This window comes from Parvibaculum sp. (assembly GCF_046297875.1).
Taxonomy (GTDB): domain Bacteria; phylum Pseudomonadota; class Alphaproteobacteria; order Parvibaculales; family Parvibaculaceae; genus Parvibaculum.
Genome location: NZ_JBKBHD010000001.1, coordinates 2,209,199 through 2,229,423, shown reverse-complemented (window position 1 = coordinate 2,229,423; position 20,225 = coordinate 2,209,199). Strand labels below are relative to the sequence as shown.

32 protein-coding genes are annotated in these 20,225 nt (G+C 61.3%); 2 read left to right on the top strand and 30 right to left on the bottom strand.

The genetic code is table 11. The annotated features are described in order from the left end of the window. Positions 1-153 precede the first annotated feature (153 nt). Both ACK4FH_RS11010 and bfr read left to right on the top strand, forming a co-directional pair. Complete coding sequence (locus ACK4FH_RS11010) at positions 154-360, top strand: bacterioferritin-associated ferredoxin (RefSeq protein ID WP_409813525.1); 207 nt, start codon at positions 154-156, stop codon at positions 358-360. 135 nt (positions 361-495) lie between these two features. After that, positions 496-978, top strand: coding sequence for a bacterioferritin (gene bfr, locus ACK4FH_RS11005; protein WP_409813522.1), 483 nt, complete (start codon positions 496-498; stop codon positions 976-978). A gap of 8 nt (positions 979-986) precedes the next feature. Here the strand turns inward: bfr and ACK4FH_RS11000 are convergent, their stop codons facing one another. The 30 genes from ACK4FH_RS11000 to fusA all read right to left on the bottom strand — a co-directional run bounded on the left by ACK4FH_RS11000 (position 987) and on the right by fusA (position 20,206). Further along, positions 987-2,435, bottom strand: coding sequence for a DegQ family serine endoprotease (locus ACK4FH_RS11000; protein ID WP_409813519.1), 1,449 nt, complete (start codon positions 2,433-2,435; stop codon positions 987-989). Between the two features lie 207 nt (positions 2,436-2,642). Continuing rightward, entirely contained in the window at positions 2,643-3,062 is a 420-nt protein-coding gene (gene rplQ, locus ACK4FH_RS10995) for a 50S ribosomal protein L17 (RefSeq protein ID WP_409673134.1), read from the bottom strand. Between the two features lie 51 nt (positions 3,063-3,113). Beyond that, positions 3,114-4,130, bottom strand: coding sequence for a DNA-directed RNA polymerase subunit alpha (locus tag ACK4FH_RS10990; RefSeq protein ID WP_409815250.1), 1,017 nt, complete (start codon positions 4,128-4,130; stop codon positions 3,114-3,116). Positions 4,131-4,286: 156 nt separating this feature from the next. Then, positions 4,287-4,676, bottom strand: coding sequence for a 30S ribosomal protein S11 (gene rpsK, locus ACK4FH_RS10985; RefSeq protein ID WP_293205686.1), 390 nt, complete (start codon positions 4,674-4,676; stop codon positions 4,287-4,289). Positions 4,677-4,745: 69 nt separating this feature from the next. Beyond that, on the bottom strand, positions 4,746-5,114 hold the full coding sequence (gene rpsM, locus ACK4FH_RS10980) for a 30S ribosomal protein S13 (RefSeq protein ID WP_409813517.1): 369 nt from the start codon (positions 5,112-5,114) through the stop codon (positions 4,746-4,748). 198 nt (positions 5,115-5,312) lie between these two features. After that, on the bottom strand, positions 5,313-5,885 hold the full coding sequence (locus tag ACK4FH_RS10975; protein ID WP_409813515.1) for an adenylate kinase: 573 nt from the start codon (positions 5,883-5,885) through the stop codon (positions 5,313-5,315). After that, entirely contained in the window at positions 5,882-7,225 is a 1,344-nt protein-coding gene (gene secY, locus ACK4FH_RS10970) for a preprotein translocase subunit SecY (RefSeq protein ID WP_409813514.1), read from the bottom strand. The genes ACK4FH_RS10975 and secY overlap by 4 nt, the downstream gene beginning before the upstream one ends. Before the next feature lie 49 nt (positions 7,226-7,274). Then, positions 7,275-7,757 (bottom strand): 50S ribosomal protein L15, encoded by a 483-nt coding sequence (gene rplO, locus ACK4FH_RS10965; protein ID WP_409813512.1) that lies wholly within the window; start codon positions 7,755-7,757, stop codon positions 7,275-7,277. A gap of 41 nt (positions 7,758-7,798) precedes the next feature. Further along, the gene (gene rpmD, locus ACK4FH_RS10960; RefSeq protein ID WP_409673120.1) at positions 7,799-8,002 is read right to left on the bottom strand and encodes a 50S ribosomal protein L30; all 204 of its coding nucleotides are present in this window, start codon (positions 8,000-8,002) and stop codon (positions 7,799-7,801) included. An 18-nt stretch (positions 8,003-8,020) separates the two neighbouring features. Beyond that, positions 8,021-8,587, bottom strand: a complete 567-nt coding sequence (gene rpsE, locus ACK4FH_RS10955) for a 30S ribosomal protein S5 (RefSeq protein ID WP_409813509.1) — start codon at positions 8,585-8,587, stop codon at positions 8,021-8,023. A 12-nt stretch (positions 8,588-8,599) separates the two neighbouring features. After that, entirely contained in the window at positions 8,600-8,956 is a 357-nt protein-coding gene (rplR, locus tag ACK4FH_RS10950) for a 50S ribosomal protein L18 (protein WP_409813506.1), read from the bottom strand. Between the two features lie 13 nt (positions 8,957-8,969). Continuing rightward, the gene (rplF, locus tag ACK4FH_RS10945; protein ID WP_409813504.1) at positions 8,970-9,503 is read right to left on the bottom strand and encodes a 50S ribosomal protein L6; all 534 of its coding nucleotides are present in this window, start codon (positions 9,501-9,503) and stop codon (positions 8,970-8,972) included. Positions 9,504-9,547: 44 nt separating this feature from the next. Further along, positions 9,548-9,946, bottom strand: a complete 399-nt coding sequence (gene rpsH, locus ACK4FH_RS10940; RefSeq protein ID WP_409813502.1) for a 30S ribosomal protein S8 — start codon at positions 9,944-9,946, stop codon at positions 9,548-9,550. Between the two features lie 11 nt (positions 9,947-9,957). Next, positions 9,958-10,263: a 30S ribosomal protein S14 gene (rpsN, locus tag ACK4FH_RS10935; protein WP_409813499.1), complete on the bottom strand. Its 306-nt coding sequence runs from the start codon at positions 10,261-10,263 to the stop codon at positions 9,958-9,960. A 42-nt stretch (positions 10,264-10,305) separates the two neighbouring features. Next, positions 10,306-10,863, bottom strand: coding sequence for a 50S ribosomal protein L5 (gene rplE, locus ACK4FH_RS10930; RefSeq protein WP_409813498.1), 558 nt, complete (start codon positions 10,861-10,863; stop codon positions 10,306-10,308). Beyond that, complete coding sequence (gene rplX, locus ACK4FH_RS10925; protein ID WP_409813495.1) at positions 10,856-11,173, bottom strand: 50S ribosomal protein L24; 318 nt, start codon at positions 11,171-11,173, stop codon at positions 10,856-10,858. Before rplX ends, rplE begins: the two co-directional genes overlap by 8 nt. Beyond that, on the bottom strand, positions 11,173-11,541 hold the full coding sequence (gene rplN / locus ACK4FH_RS10920; protein WP_012111668.1) for a 50S ribosomal protein L14: 369 nt from the start codon (positions 11,539-11,541) through the stop codon (positions 11,173-11,175). The genes rplX and rplN overlap by 1 nt, the downstream gene beginning before the upstream one ends. A gap of 45 nt (positions 11,542-11,586) precedes the next feature. After that, positions 11,587-11,823 (bottom strand): 30S ribosomal protein S17, encoded by a 237-nt coding sequence (gene rpsQ / locus ACK4FH_RS10915; RefSeq protein ID WP_409813492.1) that lies wholly within the window; start codon positions 11,821-11,823, stop codon positions 11,587-11,589. 10 nt (positions 11,824-11,833) lie between these two features. Then, entirely contained in the window at positions 11,834-12,037 is a 204-nt protein-coding gene (gene rpmC / locus ACK4FH_RS10910; RefSeq protein WP_409813491.1) for a 50S ribosomal protein L29, read from the bottom strand. Positions 12,038-12,082: 45 nt separating this feature from the next. After that, positions 12,083-12,502, bottom strand: a complete 420-nt coding sequence (gene rplP / locus ACK4FH_RS10905; RefSeq protein WP_409813487.1) for a 50S ribosomal protein L16 — start codon at positions 12,500-12,502, stop codon at positions 12,083-12,085. Positions 12,503-12,535: 33 nt separating this feature from the next. After that, a complete protein-coding gene (rpsC, locus tag ACK4FH_RS10900; RefSeq protein ID WP_409673087.1) occupies positions 12,536-13,246 on the bottom strand; it encodes a 30S ribosomal protein S3 in 711 nt (236 codons plus the stop codon). Continuing rightward, a complete protein-coding gene (rplV, locus tag ACK4FH_RS10895; protein WP_409813484.1) occupies positions 13,246-13,626 on the bottom strand; it encodes a 50S ribosomal protein L22 in 381 nt (126 codons plus the stop codon). Before rplV ends, rpsC begins: the two co-directional genes overlap by 1 nt. Positions 13,627-13,629: 3 nt before the next feature. Next, positions 13,630-13,908, bottom strand: a complete 279-nt coding sequence (gene rpsS / locus ACK4FH_RS10890; RefSeq protein ID WP_409673081.1) for a 30S ribosomal protein S19 — start codon at positions 13,906-13,908, stop codon at positions 13,630-13,632. A gap of 12 nt (positions 13,909-13,920) precedes the next feature. Continuing rightward, positions 13,921-14,754 carry a 50S ribosomal protein L2 gene (gene rplB / locus ACK4FH_RS10885; RefSeq protein ID WP_409813481.1) on the bottom strand — a complete coding sequence of 278 codons (834 nt, stop codon included), beginning with the start codon at positions 14,752-14,754 and terminating at the stop codon, positions 13,921-13,923. A gap of 39 nt (positions 14,755-14,793) precedes the next feature. Further along, a complete protein-coding gene (locus tag ACK4FH_RS10880; protein ID WP_409813478.1) occupies positions 14,794-15,084 on the bottom strand; it encodes a 50S ribosomal protein L23 in 291 nt (96 codons plus the stop codon). Next, a complete protein-coding gene (rplD, locus tag ACK4FH_RS10875; protein WP_409813475.1) occupies positions 15,081-15,701 on the bottom strand; it encodes a 50S ribosomal protein L4 in 621 nt (206 codons plus the stop codon). The genes ACK4FH_RS10880 and rplD overlap by 4 nt, the downstream gene beginning before the upstream one ends. Further along, complete coding sequence (gene rplC / locus ACK4FH_RS10870) at positions 15,701-16,459, bottom strand: 50S ribosomal protein L3 (protein WP_409813472.1); 759 nt, start codon at positions 16,457-16,459, stop codon at positions 15,701-15,703. The genes rplD and rplC overlap by 1 nt, the downstream gene beginning before the upstream one ends. A gap of 36 nt (positions 16,460-16,495) precedes the next feature. After that, on the bottom strand, positions 16,496-16,804 hold the full coding sequence (rpsJ, locus tag ACK4FH_RS10865) for a 30S ribosomal protein S10 (RefSeq protein ID WP_409813469.1): 309 nt from the start codon (positions 16,802-16,804) through the stop codon (positions 16,496-16,498). Positions 16,805-16,886: 82 nt separating this feature from the next. Further along, positions 16,887-18,077 carry an elongation factor Tu gene (tuf, locus tag ACK4FH_RS10860; RefSeq protein ID WP_409813439.1) on the bottom strand — a complete coding sequence of 397 codons (1,191 nt, stop codon included), beginning with the start codon at positions 18,075-18,077 and terminating at the stop codon, positions 16,887-16,889. Positions 18,078-18,130: 53 nt separating this feature from the next. Then, a complete protein-coding gene (gene fusA / locus ACK4FH_RS10855) occupies positions 18,131-20,206 on the bottom strand; it encodes an elongation factor G (RefSeq protein ID WP_409813467.1) in 2,076 nt (691 codons plus the stop codon). Positions 20,207-20,225: the final 19 nt, after the last annotated feature.

Genomic DNA, 20,225 nt, shown 5'->3' with positions numbered 1-20,225 from the left:
GGGCGTTTCGGCCCGCCCTGCCGGGTGCGGCATTTTTGCAAGCGATTGTCAGTAACAACGCTATTGCAAACCATTCGCAAGGCTGGCAATGTCGTTCCTGCCCCGCCGCTCGGGGCAGACAAGGCCAATGGCCGGGCAGGAGTCGGACGTCAGATGATCGTTTGCGTGTGCAATGCCAAGAATTGCCGGACAGTCCGCGAGGTTCTGTCGCAAAGTCCGCATATCGACACGCCTGCCGCCGCCCACCGTGCAATGGGTTCAACCCCGCAATGCGGCCGCTGCCTGCCCACCATCGCAGGCATGATTTCCGAAGTCCGCAACGAGAACGCTGTCGCCACTGCACTTGCGGCCGCTGACTGAGCAGTTCAGTCGAGAAATATTCTCAAAATCATTATCAAACTATTGTTTTTGCTGCATTTTTTGAAATTGCAGCTTTGACCTGTGACGTCTTCAGCCTACTCTTCCGCAACGAGTCGGAGATTTAAGAGGTCTGAAATGCGCGGCGACGCCAAGGTCATCGAATATCTGAACAAGGCCCTCCGGGCCGAACTCACGGCCATCAACCAGTATTTCCTGCATGCGCGCATGTTCAAGAACTGGGGCCTGACCAAGCTTGGCGAGATCGAGTATCACGAATCGATCGACGAGATGAAACACGCCGACAAGCTGATCGAGCGCATCCTCTTTCTGGAGGGTCTGCCGAACCTTCAGGATCTCGACAAGCTGATGATCGGCGAGACGCCCGTCGAATGCCTGGAATGCGACCTGAAGCTCGAATATTCGGGCCATGCCTTCTATAAGGAGGCCATCGCCTATTGCGAGCAGGTGCGCGACTACATCACGCGCGAAATCTTCGAGGACATTCTTGAGGACGAGGAAGAACACATCGACTTCCTCGAAACCCAGCTCGAACTGGTGAAGACAGTCGGCCTCGAGAATTACCTCCAGTCGCAGATGGGCGACCACAAGGCCTCGTAAAACACGCCCTATCCGCCGACCGTCGCCGTGAAGACGCGTTCGCCGCGCTTCACGGTGAAGGTCCACTGCGCCCTTGTACCGGCGGTAGCCTTCACGAGATCTCCGACCTTTGCGATTTTCTGGCCGCCAACATCGACAATGATGTCACCCCGCTGGAACTGGATACGGTTTGCGGCGGAACCCGGCTCGACATTCACGATGACGACTCCCTGCTCCGTCAGCGAGTCGAAGCCGAGACGATCCGCGACGGCGGGCGAGAGATTGGCAATGGTCGCCCCCGCAAACGGATTGCGCCCGGCGATCACCGTTTCCTCCGCCGGCGGAACTTCGGGTGGCGCAACAAGCGCTACTTCTGCCTCGCGCCACTTGCCGTCGCGCAGATAGGAAATTTTCGCTTTGCCACCCAGCCCCTTCGTTGCGAAGCGATAGCGAAGGGCCTGCGGCTCGTCGACTTCAAACCCGTCCACTGCGCGAATGACATCGCCGACCTTGAGCCCCGCCTTGTCGGCCGGACTGCCGGCGGCAAGATCGCGGATGAGGCTGCCGCCCGGCCTGTCGAGGCCAAGCGATTGGGCAAGCTCCGCATCGACGGCCTGCAGCGCGGCGCCGAACCAGGGCCGCTTCACATGGCCCCCGTCCCGCGCCGAGGCGACCACGCTTTCCACCATGTTGGACGGGATGGCAAAGCCGATACCGATGCTTCCGCCCGTCTGCGAATATATGGCGGTGTTGATGCCGATGAGCTGACCATCCATCGTGACCAGCGCGCCGCCCGAATTGCCCGGGTTGATTGCCGCATCCGTCTGGATGAAGAACTGGTAGTCCGACACCCCGACATGTGTGCGTGCCAGGGCCGACACGATGCCTGATGTCACGGTCTGGCCGACACCGAAGGGATTGCCGATCGCGAGAACGAGATCGCCGACCTCGACCGAATCCGAATTCTTGAAGACAAGATGCGGCAGCTTCTCGCGCCCATTGCCGATCCTGAGAACGGCGAGATCGGTACGCTCATCCGAGAGAACGAGCTCGGCCTCGAACTCGCGCCGGTCGGCAAGCGCAACTGTAAACTCCTGCCCATCCTTGATGACGTGATAATTCGTGACCACAAGCCCTGAGGGATCGACGATGACGCCGGAGCCAAGCGACTGTTGAACACGTTCGCGCGGCACACCGAAGCTGAAACGGTTGCCGAAGAATTGCTGGAAGAATGGGTCATTCGCAAAGGGCGAGCGCATCTGCTCCCGTACGACGCGCTTTGAATAGACATTGACGACAGCAGGCGCGACGCGCGTCACCACCGGCGCGTAGGAAAGCTGTACCTCGCCCCGGCTGCCCGGAACCCTGCGTTCCGTCTCGGCTTTCGCGCTCCACGGTATGATGACGAGTGCCGCAATGAGAAGCATCGCAGCAAGCGCCATGGCAAGCGCGCCTGTCCAATTGGACTCCGACAACATTTCCACCACCATTCAACGCGCCCTCGAACAAGGACGGGAAACGGCCCCTTGAGCCCCGCAAACTCAACCGCGCCGGAATTTTGCGGGCCGGGCCGCGCTGTGACAAGACGGAAATGGCAATCTTTGCGTTACCGGATTGTCATGAAGGCCTAAAGAAAAAGGCGGCATCCGCAGATGCCGCCCTGAACCTTTGCCGGGTAGAGGAGATCAATCCTCGTCGCCCTCGTCATCCGAGAATACCGGGCCCGAATCCTGGCCCTTCGCGCTCTCGTCGCGATCGACGAATTCGATCACGGCCATCGGCGCGCTGTCGCCATGACGGAAACCCGCCTTGAGGACGCGGATGTATCCGCCCTGACGCTCCTGATAGCGGGGCCCAAGCACATCAAACAGCTTGGCAGCCCAGAGCTTGTCCGGCAGCGCGGCATACGCCTGACGGCGCGCATGAAGGTCGCCGCGCTTGCCGAGCGTCACAAGCTTCTCGACATAGGGACGAAGCTCCTTCGCCTTGGGCAGCGTGGTGACGATCTGCTCATGCTTGATGAGCGCCACTGCCATATTGGCGAGCATGGCCTTGCGATGGCTGGCGGTGCGATTGAGCTTGCGGCCGGCTTTTCCGTGGCGCATGTGCCCTACTCCTCGTTAGATGCGGCGTCGTCAGGACGCGGCGTTGATTACTCAGTATTGATCTTCGTACCGCTTCGCCAGCTCTTCGATATTCTCCGGCGGCCAGTTCGGGACTTCCATGCCGAGATGGAGACCCATCTGGGCAAGCACTTCCTTGATCTCATTCAACGACTTGCGGCCGAAATTCGGAGTGCGGAGCATTTCGCTCTCCGTCTTCTGGATGAGGTCGCCGATATAGACGATGTTGTCGTTCTTGAGGCAGTTGGCCGAACGAACGGAAAGTTCGAGCTCGTCCACCTTCTTGAGCAGCGCCGCGTTGAACTCGAGTTCGGGGCGGCTCTCCTCGACATGCTTCTGCTCGGGCTCTTCGAAATTCACGAAGGTCTGGAGCTGATCCTGCAGGATGCGCGCGGCATAGGCCACAGCATCTTCCGGCGTCACGGCGCCGTTGGTCTCGATCTGCATGGTGAGCTTGTCATAGTCGAGAATCTGGCCCTCGCGGGTATTTTCGACCTTGTAGGAAACACGCTTCACCGGGCTGTAGAGGCTGTCGACCGGGATCAGGCCGATCGGCGCATCTTCCGGACGATTGCGATCGGAGGCGACATAGCCCTTGCCGAGCGCGACGGTGAATTCCATGCGGATTTCGGCGCCATCGTCCAGAGTGCAGAGCACGAGATCGGGGTTCAGCACCTCGATGTCGGCGCCCGCCGTGATGTCGCCCGCGGTCACCGCACCGGGGCCCTTCTTCGACAGCGTCATACGCTTCGGACCTTCGGCGTGAAGACGCAGCGCAAGCTGCTTGATGTTCAGCACGATGTCGGTCACGTCTTCGCGCACACCGGGGATCGAGGAGAACTCATGGAGCACGCCGTCGATCTGCACGGCCGTGACGGCCGCTCCCTGGAGCGAGGACATCAGCACGCGGCGGAGCGCATTGCCGAGCGTCAGGCCGAAACCGCGCTCAAGCGGCTCTGCGACCACGGTCGCAAAACGCTGCGCGTCATGGCCGGAATTGATTTCGAGCTTGTTCGGTTTGATCAGCTCTTCCCAGTTCTTCTGGATCACTTTGAAACCTCGTGCCGTCGTTTGCGGCGCGCGAGCGATGCGCACCGGGCGGGAGACATCCGCCACCTGATCTCTTTAACGTCCGTTCCACCATTCAATCGTGCGAACGGACGTGACCGGCGCGGCGATAGCCATGCCGGTCAGATACGGGTCACCTCAGACGCGGCGCCGCTTGGGCGGGCGGCAACCATTGTGCGGGATCGGCGTCACGTCGCGGATGGTCGTGACGGTGAAGCCCACCGACTGCAGCGCGCGCAGCGCCGACTCGCGGCCCGAACCCGGACCGCAAACCTCGACTTCGAGGGTGCGCATGCCGTGTTCCATGGCCTTCTTGCCTGCATCTTCCGCCGCCATCTGCGCGGCGAAGGGCGTCGACTTGCGGCTGCCCTTGAAACCCATCATGCCGGCCGAGGACCACGAGATCGCGTTGCCCTGGGCATCCGTGATCGTGATCATCGTGTTGTTGAACGTGGAATTCACGTGGGCAACGCCCGACGAGATATTCTTCCGTTCCTTGCGCTTAACGCGAACCTTGTCTTTCGCCATCCGTCTGAAACCTTCGTGTCACGCGGGAAACGCGTTGCCCGCGCCCCGGAATAAAGAGCCCTGGGCCTGTTACTTCTTCTTGCCGGCAATAGCCTTCGCCGGACCCTTGCGGGTGCGGGCATTGGTGTGGGTGCGCTGGCCGCGGACCGGCAGGCCCTTGCGGTGGCGCAGACCGCGGTAGCAGCCGAGATCCATCAGCCGCTTGATATTCATCGAGACTTCGCGCCGCAGATCGCCTTCCACGAGATAATCGCGGTCGATCGTCTCTCGGATCTGGATGACCTCGGCGTCGGTCAGCTCATTCACGCGGCGCTCGGCCGGAATGCCGACCGCGGCGCAGATTTCCTTGGCCTTGGCATTGCCGATGCCATGGATATAGGTCAGGCCGATGACCACCCGCTTGTTGGTCGGGATATTGACGCCAGCGATACGAGCCACGTGTCTCTCCTAAACTTCGGGAATCGCTTAACCCGGCACCTGAGTAAAAACCCGCCTCGGACCGCCCGAAAACCGCGGAATTCCGCCATTTTTCGGTCCTGAGCCGGTTCGTTCTCTGAAAGTACCGCCGCGAAGGCCGGGATTATAGAATTTACTGATCCCCAGTCAACCGGCTAAGCGAACTCTCCTTTTCTCGTTTCAAAGCCCGAGGGCCGCCTCGATCTGGCGGGTTACCTCATCCATTTCCTTCATGCCGTCCACGGCCTTCAGCCTGCCCTTGCCCTTGTAATAGGCCGAGAGCGGCGCTGTCTGCTCGTGATAGACCTTGAGGCGCTTTGCCAGCGCCTCGGCATTGTCGTCTGCACGGGCGCCGCCTACCGTCTCGGCTGCGCGGGTTTCGATCCGCTTGAGCAGGACGCTGTCATCGACCACGAGTTCGACCACGGCATCGAGCGCGGCACCCTTGCCCTTCAGCATCTCGTCCAGCGCCTCGGCCTGGGCGACGTTCCGGGGGAAGCCGTCCAGAATGTAGCCCTTTGCCACGTCCGGCTGCTCGATCCGGTCCGCGATGATCCCGACCACGACGTCGTTCGGCACCAGTTCGCCGCGCGCCATGATGGCCTCGGCCTTCTTGCCGGTTTCGGTACCCGCGGCTACGGCTGCGCGCAGCATGTCGCCGGTCGAAAGCTGGACAAAGCCGTACTTGTCTTCAAGACGCTTCGCCTGCGTACCTTTGCCGGCACCGGGCGGTCCAAGAAGGATCAGTTTCATCGGCGCTGGCCCCTGAGTTTCGACTTCTTGATGAGGCCTTCATACTGGTGCGCGAGAAGATGGCTCTGCACCTGCGAGACCGTATCCATGGTCACGCTCACCACGATGAGGAGCGAGGTGCCGCCGAAATAGAACGGCACATTGTACTGCGAGATCAGGATTTCCGGGATCAGGCAGACAATCGTGAGATAAATCGCACCAACCGCCGTGAGCCGCGTCAGAACGTAGTCGATATATTCCGCCGTGCGCTGCCCCGGACGGATGCCCGGAATGAAGCCGCCATACTTCTTCAGATTGTCGGCCGTGTCCGCAGGATTGAACACGATCGCCGTATAGAAGAAGGCGAAGAAGATGATGCCCGCGGCATAGAGCGCGATATAGAGCGGCTGACCATGCGCCAGCATGCCGGTGATTGTGTTCAGCCAATCCGGGCCCTGCCCGCCGCTGAAATTGGCAAGCGTGATCGGTAGCAGCAGGATCGACGAGGCAAAGATCGGCGGAATGACGCCGGCCGTGTTGAGTTTCAGCGGCAGATGTGAGCTGTCGCCGCCATAGAGCTTGTTGCCCACCTGGCGTTTTGGGTACTGCACGAGGAGTCGGCGCTGCGCGCGCTCCACGAACACGATGCCCATGATGACAACGATGACCATGACCGCCAGAAAAAGAACGATCGCCACGGAGAGGGCGCCCTGACGGCTGAGTTCGAGCGTACCGGCGAGAGCGCGAGGCAGCTCCGCGACGATGCCCGAGAAGATGATGAGCGAGATACCATTGCCCACGCCGCGCGCCGTGATCTGCTCGCCAAGCCACATCAGGAAGACTGTACCGCCGACCAGCGTGATGACGGTGGTGGCACGGAAGAAGTAGCCCGGGTCGATAACCACACTGCCGACACCGCTCTGCGCGCCTTCGAGACCGACCGCGATACCGTAGCCCTGCAGTGCGGCAAGAATCACAGTGCCGTAGCGCGTGTACTGGTTGATCTGCTTGCGGCCCTGCTCGCCCTCTTTCTTGAGCTGGGCGAGATGCGGCGAGACGGTCGTCATCAGCTGGATGATGATCGATGCCGAGATGTAGGGCATGATCGCAAGCGCGAAGATGGCCATTCGGCCGATCGCACCACCCGCGAACATATCGAACACGCCAAGAAGACCGGACTGCTGCTGGCTGAAAACCTGCGCCAGCGCAATCGGGTCGATACCCGGCAGCGGGATATAGGTGCCAAGGCGATAGACGATCAGCACACCCAGTGTGAACCAGATGCGCTTCTTCAACTCGGTCGCCTTGGAGAAGGCCGCGAAGTTGAGGTTCGCTGCGAGCTGTTCAGCCGCTGATGCCATTCATCTCACCTTGTCGCCCGGACATCCGGCCCGCAGAAATGGAGCTTGCTTACTCAGCCGCCGCCTTCGCTTTCGGCTCGATCACAGTGACGGAGCCGCCGGCCTTTTCGACTGCGGCCTTCGCACCGGCCGACGCGCCGGAAACTTCAAAATCGAGCTTCGTCGTGAGCTCGCCGCTGCCAAGAAGACGCACACCGTCCTTGACGCGGCGAATGACGCCGGCCTCGACGAGCGCAGCCGCATCGACCTTCGCACCCTTGGCAATCTTGCCTGCATCGACCGCGGCCTGAATGCGGCCGATATTGACTGCCACGAAGTCCAGACGGAACAGATTCTTGAAGCCGCGCTTTGGCAGGCGCATGTGAATCGGCATCTGGCCGCCTTCGTAGCCCTTGATCGCCACGCCGGTACGGGACTTCTGACCCTTCACACCGCGTCCGCCGGTCTTGCCCTTGCCGGAGCCGATGCCGCGGCCCACGCGCATACGCGACTTGCGGGCGCCTTCGTTGTCGCGGATTTCATTCAGTTTCATCGTTCTGCCTCGCGAGCCAGGGGCTCTCAATATGAATGCGTTCAGGCCTCGTCCACGACGCGGACGAGATGTGACACCTTGCCGATCATGCCGCGCACGGCCGGAGTATCCTCAAGCGTGCGGGTACGATGCATCTTGTTCAGGCCGAGACCGATCAAGGTCTCGCGCTGCGACGGCTCGCGGCGGAGCGGGCTGCCGATCTGCTGCACCGTCACCGTCTTGCCGGCTGACTTCTTCGCTGCCATCGGTTCGTTCCTCTTGGCTTACTCGATACCGGCTTCGGCAGCGGCGTCCGAACGGCGGCCAACGATCTCGCTGACCTTCTTGCCGCGGCGCGCCGCAACCATGCGCGGGCTCTGCTCATTCTTCAGTGCGTCGAAAGTCGCACGCACCATGTTGTACGGATTCGACGAGCCGAGCGACTTCGCAACCACGTCCTGGACGCCGAGCGTCTCGAACACAGCGCGCATCGGACCGCCTGCGATGATGCCGGTGCCAGGAGGAGCGGCGCGGAGAACCACGCGGCCCGCACCATGGCGGCCGTCGACATCGTGATGCAACGTGCGGCCTTCGCGCAGAGGCACGCGGATCATCGCGCGCTTCGCGGATTCAGTCGCCTTGCGGATCGCTTCCGGCACTTCACGCGCCTTGCCATGACCGAAGCCGACACGGCCCTTCTGGTCACCAACCACAACGAGCGCAGCGAAGCCGAAGCGGCGGCCACCCTTCACAACCTTGGCGACGCGATTGATGTGGACAAGCTTGTCCACAAACTCGCTGTCGCGCTCTTCGCGATCCCGATCCCGGTCTCTGTTTTCCTTACGTGCCACAGCCAGTTTCCTTTAGAAGTTGAGACCGCCTTCGCGGGCGCCTTCGGCGAGCGCCTTGACGCGCCCATGATAGATGTATTCGCCGCGATCGAAGACGACATCGGTGACACCGGCCTGCTTCGCGCGCTCGGCAACGAGCTTGCCTACGGCCGACGCCGCGTCGACATTCGCACCGGACTTCGCCTTCAGACCCTCGTCGAGCGAGGAGGCGGCAGCGACGGTCACGCCGCGCGCATCGTCGATTACCTGCGCATAGATATGCTTCGAGGACCGGAACACGGACAGACGGGGCCGGTTCGTCGAAACCCGCGCGAGCTTCGCGCGATTGCGCATGGCCCGGCGTTGAGTGAGGTTGTTCATCTTGCTCATGGCCTGGATCCGATCACTTCTTCTTGCCTTCCTTGCGGAAGATATATTCGCCGGCGTACTTCACGCCCTTGCCCTTGTAGGGCTCCGGTCCGCGATAAGCGCGGATTTCCGCCGCAACCTGACCGACTTTCTGCTTGTCGATACCGCTCACGACGATTTCGGTCGGCTTCGTGCACTTGATGTCGATGCCTTCCGGGATCGGGTAGAGAACTTCATGGCTGAAACCGAGGTTCAGCTGCAGGTTCTTGCCCTGAATCGCTGCACGGTAGCCGACGCCGTTGATTTCGAGCGTCTTCGAGAAGCCTTCCGTCACGCCGTCGACGAGGTTCTTTACCAGCGTCCGCGACAGGCCCCACATCGCGCGAGCGCGCTGCGAGTCATCGCGCGGCGCGACCTTGATGCCCGCCTCGCTCTGCTCGACCGTCACGTCGTCCACCAAGGTAAGCCGCAGCTCGCCCTTGGCGCCCTTTGCGATCACTTCCTGACCGTTCAGCGTCACCGTGACTCCCTTGGGGAGTTCGATGGGATACTTACCAATTCGCGACATGGTTCCTGTTTCCTGTCGTCTCGTGCCGAATGCCCCTGCCTGTCCTAGAAGACGCGGCAGAGAACCTCGCCACCTACATTCTGTTCCCGCGCGGCCGCGTCGGACATGATGCCCTTCGGAGTCGAGAGGATCGAAATACCAAGGCCGTTATGCACCGTCGGCATCGTCTTTACCGACGAGTAGACCCGGCGGCCCGGCGTCGACACACGTTCGATCATCTGGATGACGGGGGCGCCTTCGTTATACTTCAGCTCGATCTCGAAATCGCTCTTGCCGCCAGGATATTCGACACGCGTGTAACCGCGGATGAAGCCTTCGTCGGCGAGCACATCAAGCACCCAGCCGCGCAGCTTCGAAGCCGGCGTAACCACCTTGCTCTTGCCGCGAAGCTGAGCATTGCGGATGCGGGTGATCATATCGCCAAGTGGATCGGTCATCGTCATTCGCGTGTCTCCTACCAGCTCGACTTGACCATGCCGGGGATCTGCCCGCGCGACGCGAGGTCACGAAGGGCGATACGCGACATGCGCAGCTTCCGGTAATAAGCCTTGCTGCGGCCGGAAACCTCGCAGCGGTTGTGAACCCGGGTCTTGGACGAGTTGCGCGGCAGCTCGGCAAGCTTGAGCTGCGCCTGGAAGCGCTCTTCCATCGAAAGCGACTCGTCCTTCGTGGCAGCCTTCAGCTTTGCGCGCTTGTTGGCAAACTTCGCCACCAGCTTCCGCCGCTTCTGATCCCGATTAATGGCGCTCTTCTTAGCCATTCAAACCTCCGTTGGCCTGCCCTGAGCAAGCCAGAGAAAAAATCACTTCGTGAAGGGAAAGTTGAACTTACGAAGCAGCTCGCGCGCCTCGTCGTCCGACTTCGCCGTCGTGCAGACGATGATGTCCATGCCCCAGACCTGATCGACCTTGTCGTAGTTGATCTCCGGGAACACGATATGCTCCTTGAGGCCCATGGCGTAGTTGCCACGGCCATCGAAGCTCTTCGCATTCAGGCCGCGGAAGTCGCGCACGCGCGGCAGCGCGATCGTGACCAGGCGGTCGAGGAACTCATACATACGGTCCTTGCGGAGCGTGACCTTCACGCCGATCGGCATGCCATCGCGCAGCTTGAACGTCGCAATCGACTTTTTCGCCTTGGTGATGACCGGCTTCTGGCCGGCAATCGCCTGCAGATCCTCGAACGCGCTCTTGATCTTCTTGGAGTCGGCAACCGCTTCGCCAACGCCCATGTTGAGCACGATCTTTTCAAGCCGCGGAACTTCAAGCACGTTCTTGTAGCCGAACTGCTCGGTCAGCGCCGGACGCACCTGTTCCAGGTACTGGGCCTTCAGCCGCGGAGTGTACTGAGCTTCAGCCATCGATCATCTCTCCCGACGCCTTGGCAACACGGACCTTGCGGCCGTCATCCAGCGTCTTGAAACCAACGCGCGTCGCCTTGCCCGTCTTCGGATCCTGGATCGCGATATTGGACAGGTCGATCTTCGCTTCGCGGGACACGATACCGCCCGTCGTCGTCTGCGACGGCTTCTCGTGGCGCTTCACCATATTGACGCCCTGCACGAGCGCCTTGCTTTCTTTCGGGAAGACGGCGATGACATCGCCCTTCTTGCCCTTGTCCTTGCCTGTCAGGACGACGACCTTGTCGCCCTTCTTGATCTTCGCGGCCATTACAGCACCTCCGGCGCGAGCGATACGATCTTCATGTGGTTCTTGGCGCGAAGTTCGCGCGTCACCGGGCCGAAGATACGCGTACCGATCGGTTCGCCCTGATTGTTGATCAGCACCGCCGCATTGCGGTCGAAGCGGATAACGCTGCCATCTGCACGGCGGATGTCCTTGGCGGTGCGAACGACGACCGCCTTCATGACGTCGCCCTTCTTCACCTTGCCGCGCGGAATCGCTTCCTTGATGCTGACGACGATGATGTCGCCGACGGAAGCGTACTTCCGCTTGGAACCGCCGAGCACCTTGATGCACATCACGCGACGCGCACCGGAGTTGTCGGCAACCTCCAAATTGGTTTCTTGCTGGATCATGACTTCATCCGCCTTGCTCGGAACGGTTCCTTATCCCGGTTGGGATCAGGCTTCGTCCGTATAAACTTCCCACTTCTTCAGCTTCGAGAACGGACGGCATTCGCGAATTTTCACGATGTCGCCGACTTTCGCCGCATTGTTCTCGTCATGGGCGTGGAACTTCTTCGACCGGCGCACAATCTTCTTGAGGAGCGGGTCCTTGAAGCGGCGCTCGACATTCACCACGACCGTCTTGTCGTTCTTGTCGCTGACCACGACACCCTGAAGGATTCTCTTCGGCATTTCGGTATCCTCAGCCCTTTTTCGCTTCAGCGGCACGCTGGCTCTGGATCGTCTTGATCCGCGCGATGTCGCGGCGCACCTGGCGCATCTGGTGAACCTTCTCGAGCTGGCCGCTCGCACCCTGGAAGCGCAGGTTGAACTGCGTCTTCTTCAGCTTGAGAAGTTCATCCTCGAGCTGGTCCGGCGTCATGTCTCGTACTTCGCTGGCCTTCATGGCCTTACCCTTTCATTCGACCGTCCGGAGACGGGTTCGGATGCCTTAAGCGTGTTCGCCCGGACGCGCCACGAAACGCGTCTTGATCGGCAGCTTTGCCGCGCCGAGACGCAGCGCCTCTTCTGCAATCGACAGCGGAACGCCATCGATCTCGAACATGATGCGGCCCGGCTTCACACGCGCTGCCCAGTATTCCGGCGCGCCCTTGCCCTTACCCATGCGGACTTCGGTCGGCTTCGAGGAAACCGGCACGTCCGGGAACACCCGGATCCACACGCGGCCCGCACGCTTCATGTGACGGGTGATCGCGCGGCGCGCCGCCTCGATCTGCCGCGCCGTGATACGGGCAGGCTCCTGCGCCTTGAGGCCAAAAGCCCCAAAGTCGAGATTCATTCCGCCCTTGGCCTTGCCATGGATGCGGCCCTTGTGGGCCTTGCGGAACTTAGTGCGCTTCGGTTGCAACATGATCGAAACTCTCTTCGCTCAATTCAAAGGCGCTCAGGCGCGCTCTTCGCGACGCTGACGTCCACCGCCCTCACCGCCGCCCTCAAGGGCACGGCGTTCGGACGCCATCGGATCGTGCTCCAGGATCTCACCCTTGTAGATCCAGACCTTCACACCGCAAGTGCCATAGGCGGTCTTCGCCGTCGCCACGCCATAATCGATATCGGCGCGGAGCGTGTGCAGCGGCACCCGGCCTTCGCGATACCATTCCGTGCGCGCGATTTCGGCACCACCGAGACGGCCCGCGCAGTTGATGCGGATGCCGCCCGCGCCGAGGCGCATGGCCGACTGGACGGCGCGCTTCATCGCCCGGCGGAACGCCACACGGCGCTCGAGCTGCTGCGCGATATTCTCGGCAACCAGCGTTGCGTCGATTTCCGGCTTGCGCACTTCAACGATGTTGAGATGCACTTCGGACGCCGTGATCTTGCCGATGTCGCGGCGAAGCTTCTCGATATCCGCACCCTTCTTGCCGATGACGACGCCGGGACGGGCCGTGTGGATCGTCACGCGGCACTTCTTGTGCGGGCGTTCGATCACGATCTTCGAGATACCGGCCTGCTTCAGCTGCTCGGAAAGCAGTTCGCGGATCTTGATATCTTCGTGCAGCAGCTGACCGTACTCGTGACGGCCGGCAAACCAGCGCGAATCCCAGGTGCGGTTGATGCCGAGCCGCAGACCGATCGGATTGACCTTGTGACCCATCAGGCTTGCTCCTCGACTTGACGCACAACGATGGTGATCTGACTGAACGGCTTTTCGATACGGCCCACGCGACCGCGAGCGCGCGCATGCCAGCGCTTCATGACCAGGTTCTTGCCCACATAGGCCTCGGAGACGACGAGATCGTCGACATCGAGGTCATGATTGTTTTCCGCATTCGCGATCGCGCTCTGCAGAACCTTTTTCACATCGCCCGCGATCCGCTTGCGCGAGAAGGTCAGATCGGCGAGCGCCGTCTCCACCTTCTTGCCGCGAATGAGCTGCGCGACGAGATTGAGCTTCTGCGGGCTGACCCGGAGCATCCGGCCGACGGCCTGCGCTTCATTGTCGGGCAGGCGACGCTTTGTTGCAGCTTTGCCCATGATTTAGCCCTTCTTCGCTTTCTTGTCGGCGGTGTGGCCGTAATAGGTGCGCGTCGGTGAAAACTCGCCGAACTTGTGGCCCACCATGTCTTCGGTCACGAGCACCGGAACATGCTTCTTGCCGTTATGCACGCCGAAGGTCAGTCCGACGAACTGCGGCAGGATCGTGGAGCGGCGGCTCCACATCTTGATGACTTCCTTGCGGCCCGAAGAACGCGTGGCTTCCGCCTTCTTGAGAAGGTAGCCATCCACGAAGGGGCCCTTTTTGAGAGAACGTGTCATGGTCGAGTTCCCTTAACCCTTCTTCTGGTGACGGCTGCGGACGATGAACTTGCTCGTCGACTTGTTGCGGCGCGTCTTCTTGCCTTTGGTCGGCTTACCCCAAGGGGTAACCGGGTGGCGGCCACCAGAGGTGCGGCCTTCGCCGCCGCCATGCGGATGGTCGACCGGGTTCATCACGACGCCGCGAACGTGCGGGCGCTTGCCGAGCCAGCGGTTACGGCCGGCCTTGGCGATGGTGATGTTCGAGTGGTCCGGGTTGGACACGGCACCGATAGTCGCCATGCAGGTGCCCGGTACCATGCGTTGTTCGCCCGACGAGAGACGGAGAAGCGCGTAGCCCTGGTCGCGGCCGACGAGCTGCACATAGGCGCCCGCGGAACGCGCGATCTGACCGCCCTTGCCCGGCTTCATCTCGACATTGTGAACGATCGTGCCGACCGGAATATTCGCGAGCGGCATCGCATTGCCCGGCTTCACGTCGACGCGGTTACCCGAGACAACCACATCGCCGGCAGCAAGGCGCTGTGGCGCCAGGATGTAGGCAAGCTCGCCGTCCTCATACTTGATGAGAGCGATGAACGCCGTGCGGTTCGGATCATATTCCAGCCGCTCGACCGTGGCCGGCATATCGGCCTTGGTGCGCTTGAAATCGATCAGGCGATAGCTGCGCTTGTGACCGCCGCCGCGAAACCTGACCGTGATACGGCCATAGTTGTTGCGGCCGCCGGACTTGGTAAGTCCTTCGGTCAGACCCTTGACCGGCTTGCCCTTGTAAAGGCCGGAGCGGTCAACGAGCACAAGGCCGCGCTGCGCGGGGCTTGTCGGTTTGTACTTTTTCAGTGCCATCGTTCTAGGCTTCTCGCTTTAGAGGCCGGAGCCCGATCCTCAAAGTCCAGTCGTAACGTCGATCGAATGGCCCTCTTCAAGGGTCACGATCGCTTTCTTGAAATCGCTCTGCCGTCCCACGATGCCGCGGAACCGCTTCGTCTTGCCCTTCCGGTTCAGCGTATTCACCGCTTTCACCTTCACATCGAAGAGCTTCTCGACCGCCTCTTTCACCTGCGGCTTGGTGGCATTGGAAGCCACCTTGAAGATGACCTGGTTCGCTTCCGAGGCCATCGTCGCCTTTTCGGTGATCACCGGCGACAGGATGATGTCGTAATAACGCTCGTTCATTTGAAGCGAGCCTCCAGGCTTTCAACCGCGGCCTTGGTCAGCACGAGCTTCTCGCGCCGCAGGATGTCGTAGACGTTGATGCCCTGCACCGGCAGCACATCGACATTCGGAAGATTGCGCGCGGCCAGAGCAAAATTCTCGTCGACCTCGGCGCCATCCACGATCAGCACCGAAGTGAGACCGAGCTTCGCGAAGGCGTCCTTCGCATCTTTAGTCTTCGGCGCCGAAAGCTTGGCATCCTCGAGGATGATCAAGCTGCCGCTCTTCACCTTGCTCGAAAGAGCGTGGCGCAGCGCGAGCGCGCGGACCTTCTTCGGCAGATCGAACGCATGGCTGCGAACGACCGGACCGAACGCCTTGCCGCCACCGCGGAACTGCGGCGCCTTGCGATCGCCGTGGCGGGCGCCGCCCGAACCCTTCTGCTTCACGAACTTCTTGCCCGTGAGCGCGATCTCGGAGCGGCCCTTCGTCTTGTGCGTACCGGCCTGCCGCTTGGCAAGCTGCCAGGCGACCATGCGGTGCAGAATGTCGGCGCGGGGCTCGAGCGCGAACACCTCGTCCGTCAGATCGACGGAACCGGCCTTCTTGGCCTCAAGCGTTTGAACGTCGATCTTCATTACGCACCTTCCTTCGGAGCTTCGGTCTCTTCGGCCGGCGCCTCGGCAGGCGCTTCGACCGCGGGAGCCGCAGCTGCTTCGCCCTGCCGGCGGAACGCGCCCGGAACCGGCGCACCTTCCGGCAGCTTGCTCTTCACGGCGTCGCGCAGCAGGACCCAGCCACCCTTGGAGCCAGGCACAGCGCCCTTCACCATGATGAGGCCCTTCTCGACATCCGTGCGGACGACTTCGAGATTCTGGGTCGTCACGCGGGTCGCACCCATGTGACCGGCCATCTTCTTGCCTTTGAAGACCTTGCCCGGATCCTGGTTCTGACCGGTCGAGCCGTGGCTGCGGTGGCTGATCGACACGCCGTGCGTGGCGCGCAGGCCGCCGAAATTATGCCGCTTCATGACGCCGGCGAAACCCTTGCCGATCGACGTGCCCGAGGCATCGACATACTGGCCGGCAACGAAATGGTCGGCGGTGATTTCCACACCGACATCGAGCAGATTGTCCGGGCTCACGCGGAACTCCGCGAGCTCGAGCTTCGGCTCGACCGACGCGCGCGCAAACTGACCGCGCTGCGCATTCGGCACGTTCTTCGCCTTCGCACGGCCCACGCCGAGCTGCACGGCCGTATAGCCGTTCTTTTCATCCGTGCGCTGGCTGACAACCTGGCAGTTGTCGAGCTTCAGCACCGTGACCGGAATATGGCGCCCGTCATCTGTAAAGAGACGGGTCATACCGACCTTTTTGGCAATAACACCGGAACGCATGGGTCCCATTCCTCGTTCTGTTCTCGATCGAGCTTTTTAGAGCTTGATCTCGACATCCACACCGGCAGCGAGATCGAGCTTCATCAGCGCGTCCACGGTCTGCGGCGTGGGGTCTATGATGTCGAGCACACGCTTGTGTGTCCGAATTTCAAACTGTTCGCGGCTTTTCTTGTCGATATGCGGGCCGCGAAGCACGGTGAACTTTTCAAGCCGGGTCGGAAGCGGAATCGGACCAAGCACCTGCGCACCCGTGCGCTTCGCCGTGTTCACGATCTCGCGCGTCGACACATCGAGCACGCGGTGATCGAAACCTTTCAAGCGGATGCGAATTTTCTGCCTTTGCATTTTCGTACCTGTGCCTCTCGGCCTGCGCTATCGCGACTTCAGAAAGCCGGGGCGCGGAAGACCCGCGCCCCGATCGCCTTGATTACTTCAACACCTTGGAGACGACGCCTGCGCCGACGGTGCGGCCGCCTTCGCGGATGGCGAAGCGCAGCTTCTCTTCCATCGCGATCGGCGCGATCAGCGTCACGTTCATCTTCACATTGTCGCCCGGCATGACCATTTCCGTGCCTTCCGGAAGCGTCACGACACCCGTGACGTCCGTCGTGCGGAAGTAGAACTGCGGACGGTAGTTCGTGAAGAACGGCGTGTGACGCCCGCCCTCTTCCTTCGTCAGGATGTAGGCTTCCGCCTCGAACTCCGTATGCGGCGTGATCGACCCCGGCGCGCAAAGAACCTGGCCGCGCTCCACTTCCTCGCGCTTCGTGCCGCGCAGCAGGACGCCCACATTGTCGCCCGCCTGCCCCTGGTCGAGCAGCTTGCGGAACATCTCGACGCCCGTGCAGGTCGTCTTCGTCGTCGGCTTGATGCCCACGATCTCGATTTCGTCGCCCACCTTCACGATGCCGCGCTCGATACGGCCCGTAACCACCGTGCCGCGGCCCGAGATCGAGAACACGTCTTCGATCGGCATCAGGAACGGCAGGTTGATCGGACGCTCAGGCTGCGGGATGTACTCGTCCACCGCCTTCATCAGCGCGAGGATCGCGTCGTGGCCGATCTCCTTGTTGGAGTCCTCAAGCGCCGCAAGCGCCGAGCCCTTCACGATCGGAATATCGTCGCCCGGGAAGTCGTAGCTAGACAGAAGCTCGCGGATTTCCATCTCGACGAGCTCCAGAAGCTCCGGATCGTCAACCTGGTCAACCTTGTTCATGAACACCACAAGCGCCGGAACGCCGACCTGGCGGGCGAGCAGGATGTGCTCGCGCGTCTGCGGCATCGGGCCGTCGGCAGCCGACACAACGAGGATCGCGCCGTCCATCTGCGCCGCACCCGTAATCATGTTCTTCACATAGTCGGCATGGCCAGGGCAGTCGACGTGAGCATAGTGCCGGGCTTCCGTCTGATACTCGACATGCGCCGTCGAGATCGTGATGCCGCGCGCCTTCTCTTCCGGCGCCTTGTCGATCTGGTCATAGGCCGAATAGGTCGCCCCGCCCGTCTCCGCAAGCACCTTCGTGATCGCCGCCGTCAGCGACGTCTTGCCGTGGTCAACGTGACCAATCGTGCCGATGTTGCAGTGCGGCTTGTTCCGCTCAAACTTCTCTTTGGCCATCTCGGCGCTCCATTCCTCTGGAACTGACTTCGTTCAGTTGATTAGGCGATTTATCAGGCGAGCTTTGCCCGGACTTCGTCGGACACAGCTTGCGGTACCTGCTCGTAATGGTCGAACTGCATCGTGTACTGGGCACGGCCCTGGCTCATCGAACGCAGCGTATTCACATAGCCGAACATATTGGCGAGCGGGACCATGGCATGGATGACCTGCGCGATGCCGCGCTGCTCCGTACCGCTGATCTGGCCGCGGCGGCTGTTCAGGTCGCCGATCACGTCGCCCATGTACTCTTCCGGCGTCACAACCTCGACCTTCATGATCGGCTCGAGGAGCTTCACGCCCGTCTGCTGCGCACCTTCACGGAACGCGGCACGCGCGGCAATTTCGAAGGCCATCACGCTCGAGTCGACGTCGTGGTAGGCGCCATCGATCAGCGTCGCCTTGAAGTCGATCATCGGGAAGCCGGCGAGCGGACCTGAGTCCTTCACGCTTTCGACACCCTTCTGCACACCAGGCACATATTCCTTCGGCACCGAACCGCCGACGATCTTGCTTTCGAAGACAAAGCCCGAACCCGGCTCGCCCGGCTCGAACACGATCTTCACGCGGGCGAACTGGCCCGAACCGCCGGTCTGCTTCTTGTGCGTGTAGTCGATCTCAGCACGCTTGGTGAGCGTTTCGCGATAAGCCACCTGCGGCGCACCGACATTCGCCTCGACCTTGAACTCGCGGCGCATGCGATCGACGATGATGTCGAGATGCAATTCGCCCATGCCCTTGATGACGGTCTGGCCGGATTCTTCGTCTACCGACACGCGGAACGAAGGGTCTTCCTGCGCAAGGCGATTGAGCGCGATGCCCATCTTTTCCTGGTCGGCCTTCGTCTTCGGCTCGACCGCCACTTCGATAACCGGCTCAGGGAACTCCATTCGCTCCAGGATGATCGGCTTCAGCGGGTCGCAAAGCGTGTCGCCCGTCGTGACATTCTTGAGACCGGCCACGGCGACAATGTCACCGGCAAAGGCTTCCTTGATGTCTTCGCGGTGGTTCGCATGCATCTGCAACATGCGGCCGATACGCTCCTTGCTGTCCTTCGTCGAATTGAGGACGCCGGCGCCGGTCGTCAGCACGCCCGAATAGATACGGCAGAAGGTGAGCGAACCGACAAACGGGTCGTTCATGATCTTGAACGCGAGAACCGAAAGCGGCGCTTCGTCAGAGGTCTTGCGGGTCGACGGCTCTTCGGTCTTGGGATCGATACCCTGCACGCTATCGACGTCGACCGGCGAGGGCAGATAATCGACAACAGCGTCGAGCATGGGCTGTACGCCCTTGTTCTTGAACGCACTGCCGCAGAGAACCGGCACGAAATTGCGGCCGATCGTGCCTTTACGAATGAGCTTCTTGAGAGTCGCCTCGTCGGGCTCATTGCCCTCGAGATAGGCTTCCATCGCCGTGTCGTCCATTTCGACAGCGGCTTCGACGAGCTTCGAACGATATTCGTCCGCCTGATCCTTCAGATCGTCGCGAATGTCGCGATATTCGAACTCGGCGCCCAGCGACTCGTCCTTCCAGACGATTTCCTTCATCCGGATAAGGTCAACCAGACCCTCGAACTCGGCTTCCGACCCGATCGGCAGCTGGATAACCAGCGGGTTCGCGCCAAGACGCGTCACGATCATGTCCACGCATCGATAGAAATTCGCACCCATGCGGTCCATCTTGTTGACGAAGCACATGCGCGGAACGCCGTACTTGTCAGCTTGGCGCCACACGGTTTCCGACTGCGGCTCGACGCCGGCAACGGAGTCGAACACAGTCACGGCACCGTCGAGCACACGCAGCGAACGCTCAACTTCGATGGTGAAGTCCACGTGGCCGGGAGTATCGATGATGTTGATGCGCTTTTCGTTCCAGAAGCAGGTCGTCGCAGCGGACGTGATCGTGATGCCACGCTCCTGCTCCTGCTCCATCCAGTCCATCGTGGCCGCGCCGTCATGCACTTCGCCGATCTTGTGGCTCACGCCCGTGTAGTAAAGGATGCGCTCGGTCGTCGTCGTTTTACCGGCATCGATGTGAGCCATGATGCCGATATTGCGGTAATCTTCGAGCTTAGTTTTGCGTGCCATGACGGTCTGCCTTTAGGGG